General features: G+C 52.8%; 12 protein-coding genes and 1 other RNA gene. 4 read left to right on the top strand and 9 right to left on the bottom strand.

Annotated features, from left to right (window positions below):
- The first annotated feature begins 56 nt into the window (after positions 1-56).
- The 3 genes from cysS to ABF287_RS06540 are packed head-to-tail and all read left to right on the top strand — an operon-like array spanning position 57 to position 4,002.
- Positions 57-1,568 carry a cysteine--tRNA ligase gene (cysS, locus tag ABF287_RS06550; protein ID WP_347184212.1) on the top strand — a complete coding sequence of 504 codons (1,512 nt, stop codon included), beginning with the start codon at positions 57-59 and terminating at the stop codon, positions 1,566-1,568.
- Positions 1,568-3,211 (top strand): citramalate synthase, encoded by a 1,644-nt coding sequence (gene cimA / locus ABF287_RS06545; protein ID WP_347184209.1) that lies wholly within the window; start codon positions 1,568-1,570, stop codon positions 3,209-3,211. Before cysS ends, cimA begins: the two co-directional genes overlap by 1 nt.
- Positions 3,211-4,002, top strand: a complete 792-nt coding sequence (locus ABF287_RS06540) for a squalene/phytoene synthase family protein (protein WP_347184208.1) — start codon at positions 3,211-3,213, stop codon at positions 4,000-4,002. The genes cimA and ABF287_RS06540 overlap by 1 nt, the downstream gene beginning before the upstream one ends.
- Here ABF287_RS06540 and ABF287_RS06535 read toward each other — a convergent pair.
- The 6 genes from ABF287_RS06535 to ssrA form a co-directional block, all read right to left on the bottom strand.
- Entirely contained in the window at positions 3,975-4,208 is a 234-nt protein-coding gene (locus ABF287_RS06535; RefSeq protein ID WP_347184207.1) for a ribbon-helix-helix domain-containing protein, read from the bottom strand. The genes ABF287_RS06540 and ABF287_RS06535 overlap by 28 nt on opposite strands.
- Entirely contained in the window at positions 4,205-4,387 is a 183-nt protein-coding gene (locus ABF287_RS06530; RefSeq protein ID WP_347184206.1) for a DUF4169 family protein, read from the bottom strand. Before ABF287_RS06530 ends, ABF287_RS06535 begins: the two co-directional genes overlap by 4 nt.
- A gap of 106 nt (positions 4,388-4,493) precedes the next feature.
- Complete coding sequence (gene fumC / locus ABF287_RS06525; protein WP_347184205.1) at positions 4,494-5,888, bottom strand: class II fumarate hydratase; 1,395 nt, start codon at positions 5,886-5,888, stop codon at positions 4,494-4,496.
- Between the two features lie 218 nt (positions 5,889-6,106).
- Positions 6,107-6,616 carry a ClpXP protease specificity-enhancing factor SspB gene (locus ABF287_RS06520; protein WP_347184204.1) on the bottom strand — a complete coding sequence of 170 codons (510 nt, stop codon included), beginning with the start codon at positions 6,614-6,616 and terminating at the stop codon, positions 6,107-6,109.
- A 164-nt stretch (positions 6,617-6,780) separates the two neighbouring features.
- On the bottom strand, positions 6,781-7,206 hold the full coding sequence (locus ABF287_RS06515; RefSeq protein ID WP_347184203.1) for an ester cyclase: 426 nt from the start codon (positions 7,204-7,206) through the stop codon (positions 6,781-6,783).
- 107 nt (positions 7,207-7,313) lie between these two features.
- Positions 7,314-7,691, bottom strand: a transfer-messenger RNA (tmRNA) gene (gene ssrA, locus ABF287_RS06510).
- A gap of 113 nt (positions 7,692-7,804) precedes the next feature.
- On the opposite strand from ssrA, the gene ABF287_RS06505 reads away from it, so the two are divergent.
- Complete coding sequence (locus tag ABF287_RS06505) at positions 7,805-8,791, top strand: oxidoreductase (RefSeq protein ID WP_347184211.1); 987 nt, start codon at positions 7,805-7,807, stop codon at positions 8,789-8,791.
- 100 nt (positions 8,792-8,891) lie between these two features.
- On the opposite strand, the gene ABF287_RS06500 is transcribed toward ABF287_RS06505, so the two are convergent.
- The 3 genes from ABF287_RS06500 to ccmI are packed head-to-tail and all read right to left on the bottom strand — an operon-like array spanning position 8,892 to position 10,839.
- Positions 8,892-9,140, bottom strand: coding sequence for a DUF1289 domain-containing protein (locus tag ABF287_RS06500; protein ID WP_347184202.1), 249 nt, complete (start codon positions 9,138-9,140; stop codon positions 8,892-8,894).
- Complete coding sequence (ruvX, locus tag ABF287_RS06495) at positions 9,137-9,622, bottom strand: Holliday junction resolvase RuvX (protein ID WP_347184201.1); 486 nt, start codon at positions 9,620-9,622, stop codon at positions 9,137-9,139. The genes ABF287_RS06500 and ruvX overlap by 4 nt, the downstream gene beginning before the upstream one ends.
- A complete protein-coding gene (ccmI, locus tag ABF287_RS06490; RefSeq protein WP_347184200.1) occupies positions 9,619-10,839 on the bottom strand; it encodes a c-type cytochrome biogenesis protein CcmI in 1,221 nt (406 codons plus the stop codon). Before ccmI ends, ruvX begins: the two co-directional genes overlap by 4 nt.
- Positions 10,840-10,925 lie beyond the last annotated feature (86 nt).

Here is a 10,925-nt window from a genome sequence, read left to right as displayed (position 1 = left end):
TCTTTTCTCTTATGAATGAAGCTGATATGCCCGCGGGGACACCCGAAGGAAAAGCTATGACTGACGCCGATTCAAAGACTGTTATCCGTCTGACAAACACGAAAACCCGCAAAAAAGAGGTGTTTACGCCGATTGATGCGCAAAATGTCCGGATGTATGTCTGCGGGCCGACGGTGTATGACCGCGCCCATATTGGCAACGCGCGCCCTGTGATCGTGTTTGATGTGCTCAATCGCCTGCTGCGCCATGTGTATGGCGCGGATCACGTCACCTATGTGCGCAATTTCACGGATGTCGACGATAAAATCAACGCCAAGGCTGCCGAAACAGGCCGCTCTATTCGCGAGATCACGGACGAGACCACACAGTGGTATCTGGATGATATGCAAGCCGTGGGCGCCATGGACCCCAATCACATGCCCCGCGCCACAGAATATATCGCGCAGATGGTTACAATGATTGAGGTGCTGATGGAAAAAGGATTTGCATATGCCCAAGAACATATTGGGCATAATTCTGGTGATCGGACGGTATTTTTAGATACAGAAAAAGCAGCAGCTCATAGCTACTTTAGTGTTGAGGCTGATCCAAATTATGGCGTGCTATCAGGCCGTACTTTACAGGATATGATTTCCACTGAGAAGGCTGACGAAGGTGCAGGAAAAAGAAATCCAATGGATTTCGTTCTGTGGAAGCCCTCGGATCAAACGCAGCCTGGTTGGGACAGCCCTTGGGGGTACGGTCGCCCTGGTTGGCATATCGAGTGTTCTGCAATGTCCAAAGCATTGCTGGGAGATGTCTTTGATATTCACGGCGGCGGATTGGATCTAATGTTCCCGCACCATGAAAACGAAATAGCACAATCCTGCTGCGCCAACGGCACTGATAAAATGGCAAATTACTGGCTGCACAACGAGATGTTGCAGGTCGAGGGCAAGAAAATGTCCAAATCTTTAGGCAATTTCTTCACCGTGCGTGATTTGCTGGACCAAGGCGTCCCAGGTGAAGTGATCCGCTTTGTGTTTCTAAGCACGCATTACCGCAAGCCGATGGACTGGACGCAGGAGAAAGCAGATCAGGCAGAACTCAAGTTGTTGAACTACCATAATTTGATTTCAGATTTTGCTGATCCCGACTTGGCAAGTGAAGCGCATGTTAGCGGTGAAGTCGTTAATGCACTTGCCAATGACCTTAACTCGCACCTAGCGCTGACGCATCTAGATGCATTGGCGAAGCAAGTAAGAGTGAATAAGGACGCAGCTCAGCAATTGGCGCACGATTTAAAGTTTTTGGGGTTTTGGAACGAAGACTTCGGTCGAAAACCTAGAGCAGTTTGGGTTGATCCAAAAAGTGAGCTAACAATTGATCAGCAGGCGATACTTGGAACGCTTTCGAAGCGTTTACATGAGCGACGGGCAACAGCCATGGAAACTAAAGACTTTGCCCCTGTGGATGCGCTCAAAACGGCGCTTTTAGACGCAGGCGTTGAAGTGCGTATGTCTAAAACAGGTGTCGAGCTTGAGGCTGGCCCGAAATTCGATGCGTCAAAACTGGAGGGTCTTTTGTAATGGCAGACCAAGCTCAAAAAGAACGCCTCTACCTCTTCGACACAACGTTGCGCGACGGGCAGCAAACCCAAGGGGTGCAGTTTTCCACGCCGGAAAAATACCAGATCACCGATGCGCTCGACATGTTGGGCGTGGATTACATCGAGGGCGGTTGGCCCGGTGCCAATCCGACGGATTCCGAATTTTTCGATGATGCCCCCAAAACAAAAGCGACATTCCTTGCCTTTGGCATGACCAAGCGGGCAGGGCGCTCGGCTGAGAACGACGAGGTGCTCGCGGGCGTGATGAACGCTGGCACGGATGCCGTGTGTCTCGTGGGCAAAACCCACGATTTCCACGTGACGACAGCGCTTGGCATCACCTTGGAAGAGAACCTTGAAAATATCTCAGCGTCTTTCGCGCATCTGGTCAAAAACGGCCGCGAGGCTTTGTTTGATGCCGAGCATTTCTTTGACGGATACAAGGCTAATCCTGACTACGCGCTTAAATGTTTGAAAGTCGCCTATGAGGCCGGCGCGCGTTGGATAGTCCTTTGCGACACCAATGGTGGCACGCTGCCGGGAGAAGTGTATCAAATCACGCTTAAAGTCATCGAAAGTGGCATTCCGGGCGACCATCTTGGCATTCACACTCATGACGACACAGGCAATGCTGTTGCGAATTCCTTGGCGGCGGTCAATGCGGGCGCGCGTCAAATACAAGGCACGCTAAACGGCTTGGGTGAGCGCTGTGGCAATGCCAACCTGATTACTTTGATCCCGACGTTGCTGCTCAAAGAACCTTACAAATCGACCATGGAAACGGGTGTCACCGCAGATGGTCTTGAAAGCCTCGTGCAAGTGTCTCGGATGCTCGATGATATCCTCAATCGCGTGCCACAACGCTCCGCGCCTTACGTTGGTGCCTCGGCTTTCGCGCATAAAGCGGGCTTGCATGCTTCGGCGATTTTGAAAGACCCGACCACTTACGAACATGTCCCGCCAGAAGTGGTGGGCAATGCACGCATCGTGCCGATGTCGAACCAAGCGGGGCAGTCGAACCTGCGTAAACGGCTGTCCGATATGGGGCTGAACCTGCCCAAAGGCGACCCCGCCATGGGCCGAATTTTGGACCGCATCAAAGAGCTTGAAGGCGTTGGCTATTCCTTTGACACAGCGCAGGCGTCATTCGAGTTGCTCGCACGCAAAGAAATTGGCCTCTTGCCGACGTTCTTTGCTGTTGAACGCTACCGTGCCACGGTCGAGCGTCGTTTGGATTCGCGCGGCGAGATGATCCACCTGTCCGAAGCGACTGTGGTGGTAAACATCGGTGGCGAACGTCACCTATCGGTTTCCGAAGGCATTGTTGCGGACGGCTCAGACGGGGGGCCTGTGAACGCCTTGTCTAAAGCGCTGGTCAAAGATTTGGGCCCGTATCAATCCTTGATCGAAGATATGGAACTCGTTGACTATAAAGTGCGAATTACCCAAGGTGGTACTGAAGCGCGCACACGTGTCATCATCGATTACGAGGATAGCACCGGACGGCGGTGGTCCACCGTGGGCGTGTCGTCAAACATCATCGACGCGTCTTTTGAGGCTATGTTGGACGCAATCAATTGGAAGCTCGTGCGTGATGGTTCGCAAGCGCTTGGGGCCGAATAATGGCTTCTGTCCAAGACGTTCAAGCCTGTGCTGAGTTGGTAAAGGCCGCTGACCAAGAACGGTTTCGTGCCACGATGGCCGCACCCGTGCCCGCACGCGATGTACTGTTTCCGATCCATGCCTTTTGTTTGGAAATTGCCAAAGCACCGTGGTTGACCAAGGAAAGCATGATTGCCGAAATGCGGTTACAGTTCTGGCGTGACGTTTTGCAAGAAAAAATCGATGGTAAAGACCCGCGCGCGCATGAAGTCGCACGGCCTTTGGCTGGCGTTTTAGATGCTCAGGCCGCGGAGGCGTTGGATAAGACCGTCACCGCACGCCAGTGGGATATTTACAAAGACCCACATGAGGATTTGGCGTCGTTCAAGTCCTATTTGAGCAACAGCTATGCCGTGCCAATGGTGGAAGCCTCGCGTCTTTTGGGGGCGCCTGCTGAAACCCATACAGCCTTGAAAAACCTCGCATATGCGGGTGCTTTGGTGCGTTATTTCGCTGCGGTTCCAAAGCTTGAAGAGGCGGGACGCATTCCGTTGGTTGATGGGCGTCTCAGTGCTGTATCGGAACTGGCATCTGATGCATTTGAGCAGGTGCGTGGCAGTGGTGAGATTTTGGCGGGCTTGGACAAAGTTGAACGTGCCCCGATGATTGATGCATTGACACATCTGCCGCTGCTCAAGCGGGCGGCGCGCGCTCCAAGTGCTGTGATTGAGGGGCGTCTCAGTCTGACGCCAATAAAGCAATCGGTTCGCTTGGCGATGGTCTCTCAGGCGCCTTCTTGGGCTTTCGTCTGATAGTAGCTTAGGACATAGACGCGGATCGCTGATGCCAATCCGCTTTCAACGCCGCGCATTTCATCAACTTCGGCAGCTAACACGTTGATAGGTTTGCCTGTTTCTGATGCGATGTCACGAAAGGCCGTCCAGAACGGGTCTTCTAAAGACACAGACGTACGGTGTCCGTGTAGGGTGAGAGATCGTTTGACGGGGCGGCCAATCATTCGGGTTGGTCCGTTTTATGCCCGTCGAGCAAGGCCTTAGCTTTGGCTTTTTGTGCCTCTTCCAACTGTTTTTGCGCTTTGGTGCGGCCGAACTTCACGGAATTTTCATCGGCCTGCGCGCGTTTGGCGGCACGGGCTTTTTCTTTGCGGTATTTATTGAGATTGATAGGTGTGCTCATGGGGTGCAATGATACCCCTTTTGGCGAGATTGGCAAGCGTGACGTCTGTTAAATAGCAAAAGGGCGACCCGAAGGCCGCCCATTAAGGCTTTGATTAGAAATAAAATTAGTCTTTCGGACCAATCATTTGTTCTGGGCGCACAACCGCGTCGAATGTGGCTTCGTCAACAAAGCCCAAAGCAATCGCTTCTTCTTTCAATGTCGTGCCGTTTTTGTGCGCAGTCTTGGCAACTTTGGTCGCGTTATCGTAGCCGATGGTCGGCGCCAATGCTGTCACCAGCATCAAGCTTTCTTTCATCAACTTGTCGATGCGTTCGATGTTGGCTTGTGTGCCGACGACCATGTTGTCGGTAAAGGCAGACGCGCTGTCACCCAAAAGTTGCATAGATTGCAAGACGTTGTAGGACATCATTGGGTTGTAAACGTTGAGCTCAAAGTGACCTTGCGAGCCAGCCATGCCAACAGCTGCATCGTTGCCCATGACGTGACAGCAGACCATTGTCAGCGCTTCGGCTTGGGTCGGGTTCACTTTGCCGGGCATGATGGAAGAGCCTGGCTCGTTTTCTGGCAAGATCAATTCGCCAAGACCAGAGCGCGGGCCGGAGCCGAGCAAACGCATGTCGTTGGCGATTTTAAACAAGGACGCAGCCACAGTTTTCAAAGCACCTGAGAACATGACCATCGCATCGTGACCGGCCAAAGACTCAAATTTATTTGGGGCAGTGACGAAGGGCAGGTCGGTGATGTCAGCCATGTGTTTGGCGACAGCCTCGGCCCAGCCTTTTTTGGTGTTGAGGCCTGTGCCTACGGCTGTGCCGCCTTGGGCCAATTCGTAGATGTCAGGCAAACAAGCGTTGACGCGTTCGATGCCTTTGCGCACTTGGTGCGCATAGCCACCAAATTCTTGACCCAAAGTCAGTGGAGTCGCGTCTTGTGTGTGCGTCCGACCGATTTTGATGATGTCCTTGAATTCTTCTGACTTGGCTTCCAAGGCTGAGGCCAATTTGTCGAGACCTGGCAACAATACGTCGCGCGCTTGCATGCCGATGGCAACGTGCATCGCAGTTGGGAACGTGTCGTTTGAGGACTGACCCATGTTGCAGTGATCGTTGGGGTGAACAGGGGACTTGGAGGCCAATTCACCACCGAGCATTTCGATTGCGCGGTTTGAAATGACTTCGTTGGCGTTCATGTTGGACTGTGTGCCAGACCCAGTTTGCCAAACCACCAACGGGAAGTTGTCGTCGAATTTGCCGTCGATCACTTCGGTGGCAGCAGCGATGATCGCATCGGCCAAGTCTTTCGGCAAATTGCCTTGGGCGAAGTTTTCCATCGCACAGGCTTTTTTCACAACACCAAGGGCGCGGACGATTGGGACAGGCTGCTTTTCCCAACCAATTGGGAAGTTCATGATGGAGCGCTGTGTTTGTGCACCCCAGTATTTGTCTGATGGAACCTCAAGTGGGCCAAAGCTGTCTGTTTCTGTACGGGTGGTTGTCATCGGGGCTCTCTCCCTTGATCGAAGCCATAAATTTGGGATGGATATACGCGTTTGCGCCACCGCATGCAATGTATACGGTTGCATACATGCGCGATGTTAGCGATAAAATTGGCCACCGGATGAGAGATTTTTGCGCAAAGGACGACTGGACGCTACTCCGGTCTCAGTTTTAGGCAGTAGCACTCCGAATGTGCTCACCAACAGCGAGACGACCTAGTCTACTTGCGAAATTTATCGAGCGAGACAATTTCAGCCTCTTTCGGGCCGGTGTCATCCGACTTCTTTGGTTCTGCTGCAGAAAAGTCAGCCACTTCGGATTCTGTCGCGATGTCATCGACATCATCCAAATCGCTGTCGATATCATCATCATCGGCTTCTTGCGTTTCAAAGCGCAAACCGAATTCGACAGATGGATCAACAAATGTGCGAATGGCGTCGTATGGGATAAAGAGCGGCTCAGGGCTGTCGCCAAAGTTCAAAGTGATAGAAAAACTATCTTCGTTCACTTCGAGATTATCGAACCAGTGTTGAATGACCACGGTCATTTCTTCTGGATAGCGATCAGAGAGCCAATCCGCCAATTCGACATCGGGGTGCATTGTGTCAAAGGTGATGAAAAAATGGTGATCGCCGGGCAACCCATCTTTGCGAACGTCGAGTAAAACTTGACGTATCAAGCCCCGCATCGCGTTGTGCATTAGGTTTCCGTAATCGATGGATTTGGCCATCTCGCATCCTCTCATGTCGCCTTAGTGATAACATAAGGGATTCTGGGGCGAAGGAAAGGGCTTGCAAGCTGCATCGTCCCTAAAACCATCCCAAACAATAGTTTGCGCCTAAAGTTTGGTGCCAGACGGTATTCTGACAGTGATGGTGCGCATCAAAAGGCCGATTATGACAATTGCTCTCCTGCAAGGCAAAGCATTACGGTGTCTTGTGGTAACAGGCCCAATTTTTCGAAAAACCCAATAAAGTCAAAGTGATTGTTGGCCTCGACTATTTTGTTGTCTTTCACTTTTATCATGACCTGTCCGGTGCAGGATAGAGGTGACATGTCTTCGGCGTTTTGCCCATGCAATGTTACGAGCGCCCAAGCTTTGTCGCCGTCTTCCATGCTGTGCTCAATGTCGACTTTGATGTTGCGAATGAGGCGCATGACGGCTGGCACAATCGTTTGAAAGTCCTCTAGCTCTGCTGCCAAATCGGTCATGAACCCATTCGCCATGGCGTTCACATCAAAGTATTCATTTACGGCCTCAAGGTCTGCTTCTTCCCAAACCCGTTTGTACCATGCTTGTAATATTTCCACGCCTGTCATTTCGGTGCTCCCAAGTTTGATTCTTAGAAACATTACCAATCTTCAGATGAATTATTGGTTACGAAACAGCCACTGGATTCAATTTTAGGGATATATCGATTTTTGAAAGTGCAGGTTTCTGTTGCCAGGTACCTGCGAACCCCGCCTGACGCTGCTAGGCGACAGGGCTTAAGATTTCAATGTTTCGCACAGCTTACGCTGCGAGAGCCATTGGAGCTTTGTTGTCATTTGCAACTACTCAGTTTGTACCGATAACGGTGGTAACTCACCGAAACAAAGCTAACCCCTTTAGACGTCCGTCGATCCTATTTCGTCCCCATGTGCCCCGATTTAAGCCCCAAATGAAAGCTTTGAGCGGGAGTGATTGGTGGAGACGCAGGGTACCGCCCCCTGGTCCGATCCGTGTATTACGAGCGCGTTTATGTTCATAGTCGAGCGAACTCGACAGGTTTTATATAGGCGCTTGCTGCGGGAGCTGCAAGGGGAAGGGCCTTGCGAGGGCGTAAATCGTGTTTGACATTCCGCTCGCGGGTAGCGACTGTTTTCTCAAAGAAATCAGAGACCAACATGAAGTCTATTTGAGACTGTCTGGGAGGATATCATGCGCGCATTGGTGATGGAACAAGGGGCCGACGGCTTGGCTTCGGCACGGATTAAAGATGTGGACGAGGGCTTGATGCCTGCAGGCGAAGTCACAGTGCGTGTTGAGTATTCGACATTGAACTACAAGGACGGATTGTGTCTGTCGCCCAAAGGGGGCGGACTTGTGCGTAACTATCCGCATGTGCCTGGAATTGATTTTGCGGGCACTGTTGAGGCATCCGAGGACGCGCGCTATGCGCCAGGCGATAAAGTTGTTTTGACGGGTTGGCGTGTCGGTGAAGTGCAATGGGGTGGCTATGCGGAAAAAGCGCGGGTCAAAGCCGATTGGTTGGTACCATTGCCCGATGGTATCACACCGCGCCAAGCGATGGCTGTAGGTACCGCTGGTTTTACGGCCATGCTGGCGATATTGGCGCTCGAAGACCACGGGTTGACGCCTGACAAAGGCCCCGTTTTGGTGACCGGTGCTGCTGGTGGGGTTGGGTCTGTTGCGACTGCGATTCTGGCCAACCTTGGATATGAAGTTGCTGGGGTGACTGGGCGGCCTGAGCAAGCTGATTATTTGAAATCATTGGGGGCAAGCCAAATCGTTGCGCGTGGTGATTTGAACGAAACCGTGAAGCGTCCCCTTGAGACCGAAACTTGGGCGGGTTGCATTGATGCCGTTGGTGGCGAGATGCTGGCGCGTGTCCTTGGTCAGCTCAAATACGGGGGCTCAGTGGCCGCAATTGGATTGGCTGGCGGAGCCAGTTTGCCTGCCAGTGTGATCCCATTCTTGCTGCGTGGTGTGAACCTGTTGGGCATCGACAGCGTCATGCAGCCGTTTGACAATCGCCAACGTGCTTGGGCGCGGATCGCGACAGATTTGCCGATGGACAAGCTTGAAGCGATGACGGTGCCTGCAGCTTTGGAAGATTTGCCGCAGCTTGGAGCCGATATTTTGAAAGGTCAGGTTAAGGGCCGCGTGGTCGTTTCCATTTAGTAACGCAGCGTACCGTTCAAAATGTTTAAGGCCACTCTGAATAAGGATGGCCTTTTATTTGTTTGGGCGCATTTCAATGCCCATTTTGTACCAAAGGAATTTAGTCGAACGATCGTTTGAGACGTGCCGCGCGGCCGCCGCGACGCGTGGTAGGGGCAACGGTGCGGTTTGGCAGGTCGGCCATGATGTCACTGCGCATTTTGGGTGTCATTGATCCCCAAGCACCGATTTCATCAATCGAGCGCGCACAGCCCAAGCACAGACGTGTTTCAGGATGGATTTGGCAGACCTTGTTGCAGGGGCTTTCGACCTCTGCGCGAGACCAGATATCGTTGGAGTTCCGCGTCATGCTTGCGCCTTCAAATGGCCCAAGCGGTCAAGCGCGCCTTGCAAAATAAGTCCTGCGGCGACTTGGTCGATTTTTTCGGCCCGTTTGGCGCGCGACATGTCGGCTTCCAGCATCACCCGTTCGGCAGCGACCGTGGACAGGCGTTCGTCCCAATAGGTAATCGGAATTTCGATCAACTGGCTGAGGTTGCGGGCAAAGGCACGGGTTTTTTGGCAGCGCGGGCCTTCGGATCCGTCCATGTTGCGGGGGAGGCCCAAAACAATGCCGCCGATTTCACGCTCTGAAAACACTTTGATCAGTTCTTGTGCGTCCAACGTGAATTTTTTGCGGCGCACGGTCATGGCGGAAGACGAAATAGACCGAAACCGGTCAGACACGGCCACGCCAATGGTTTTGTCCCCAAAATCAAGCCCTGCAATGGACGTCATGGTGGGCAAAACCGCAGCGAAGTCGGCAATGTCTTCGAAAATCTCAGCGCTCATTGAGCCACTCCTGCAGATTGGGCGGCGGCGCGAACCGTGGCCAAGGCGTTTGCGTCAGGTCCAAAGATGACCTGCGCTTCGTTCCATATAGCACGCGCACGACCAGTGTCACCCAAGACACCCAAAGACGAAATCAAACGCGCCCATTCGTCAGGGCTGCCGCCGCTGTTGGCCAAGCGCGCAGACAGCTGATCCACCATGGAACGAATGAACTCTTGGCGATCGCCTGCGTCCATGTCTGATGCGGCCTCGATGTCTTCGGCAGTTGGGCCTTTAAGTGTGCTGGCCAGTGGAGGCAGTGTGTATTTGATGCCCGCAGCCTGCGCGATGCCTTCAATTTGAGCGCGTAAGGCTGGGACCCAAGGATCATCTGGGGCACTGTTTTTCAACAGGTTGTTCCAAATACTAAAGGCTTTGTCAGGGCTGCCTGTTTGGGCAAACAACAAGCCAGCATAGTAATTCGATGCGCCATTGTCGGGGTCTCGTGCCAAAGATCTGGTCAGCGCGCGTTCTGCTTCGGGCGAGACACTAAATCCGCCAGCTGCCAAAATCATCATTTCTGCCAACGCAGCGTAGTCATCGGATGTTGCTTCATCTCCTTTAAGGACAATGACACGTTCTTGGGCTATATAGGCGTCCTTGAACATTTCAACTTGGTAGGCAAACATTGCCATCAATTGTTGCTGTTCAAGATTGTCTGGACTGGATTCCAACTTGTCGCGCAAACCGTCAAGTAGCTCGGTTCCCCGTGCATCAAGCTGTGGCACCTCCACGTTTTGTTCCAATGTGGCTTGGTTGGGGCGATTGTCACGAGCCTCTTGGGCCAAAGCAATGCGCCGCTCCAGCGGCAGGTCGGGATAGCTGGGCGCGCCTTCAAGGGCATAGAGCCAGACTCCAGCCGCAATTACAACTGCGCCGAGCGCTAATGCCGCCCAAAGGGGCGCTGGCGCGTCTTTGGTGGTTTGATCTCCGCTTTTGGTGTCCGCGTCTAACATTCGGCGCGAAATTTCCAAACGCGCGCGTTTGGCTGCATCTTCGGACAACAGGCCGCGCGACAGGTCGCGTTCAACCTCGGCCAATTGGTCTTTGTATACGCGCAACTCAACTGCCGTATTGCCAGCGTCATCAGATTCGGAGCCACGGGCACGGCGCAACACAAGCACCATGGGCGCTGTTGCCAAAAGGGCGATGAGAAAAGCAATGATCCAAAAGGTCATAAAGATGTTCCGCGCAAGGATTGGTTTGGCCTGCAGGTGTAAACGGGGATGTAGCTTTGGGAAAGGCCCAATCAAGTAGATGTGAC

The sequence above is a fragment of the Pacificibacter sp. genome (genome assembly GCF_039769035.1).
Lineage (GTDB): Bacteria > Pseudomonadota > Alphaproteobacteria > Rhodobacterales > Rhodobacteraceae > Celeribacter.
This window is presented reverse-complemented; position numbering and strand designations above follow the sequence as displayed.

Bases quoted from the DNA above. Each gene is read 5' to 3' on its own strand.
- cysS (WP_347184212.1), top strand. From the start codon at position 57: ATGACTGACGCCGATTCAAAGACTGTTATCCGTCTGACAAACACGAAA.
- cimA (WP_347184209.1), top strand. From the start codon at position 1,568: ATGGCAGACCAAGCTCAAAAAGAACGCCTCTACCTCTTCGACACAACG.
- ABF287_RS06540 (WP_347184208.1), top strand. From the start codon at position 3,211: ATGGCTTCTGTCCAAGACGTTCAAGCCTGTGCTGAGTTGGTAAAGGCC.
- ABF287_RS06535 (WP_347184207.1), bottom strand. From the start codon at position 4,208: ATGATTGGCCGCCCCGTCAAACGATCTCTCACCCTACACGGACACCGT.
- ABF287_RS06530 (WP_347184206.1), bottom strand. From the start codon at position 4,387: ATGAGCACACCTATCAATCTCAATAAATACCGCAAAGAAAAAGCCCGT.
- fumC (WP_347184205.1), bottom strand. From the start codon at position 5,888: ATGACAACCACCCGTACAGAAACAGACAGCTTTGGCCCACTTGAGGTT.
- ABF287_RS06520 (WP_347184204.1), bottom strand. From the start codon at position 6,616: ATGGCCAAATCCATCGATTACGGAAACCTAATGCACAACGCGATGCGG.
- ABF287_RS06515 (WP_347184203.1), bottom strand. From the start codon at position 7,206: ATGACAGGCGTGGAAATATTACAAGCATGGTACAAACGGGTTTGGGAA.
- ABF287_RS06500 (WP_347184202.1), bottom strand. From the start codon at position 9,140: ATGACGCGGAACTCCAACGATATCTGGTCTCGCGCAGAGGTCGAAAGC.
- ruvX (WP_347184201.1), bottom strand. From the start codon at position 9,622: ATGAGCGCTGAGATTTTCGAAGACATTGCCGACTTCGCTGCGGTTTTG.
- ccmI (WP_347184200.1), bottom strand. From the start codon at position 10,839: ATGACCTTTTGGATCATTGCTTTTCTCATCGCCCTTTTGGCAACAGCG.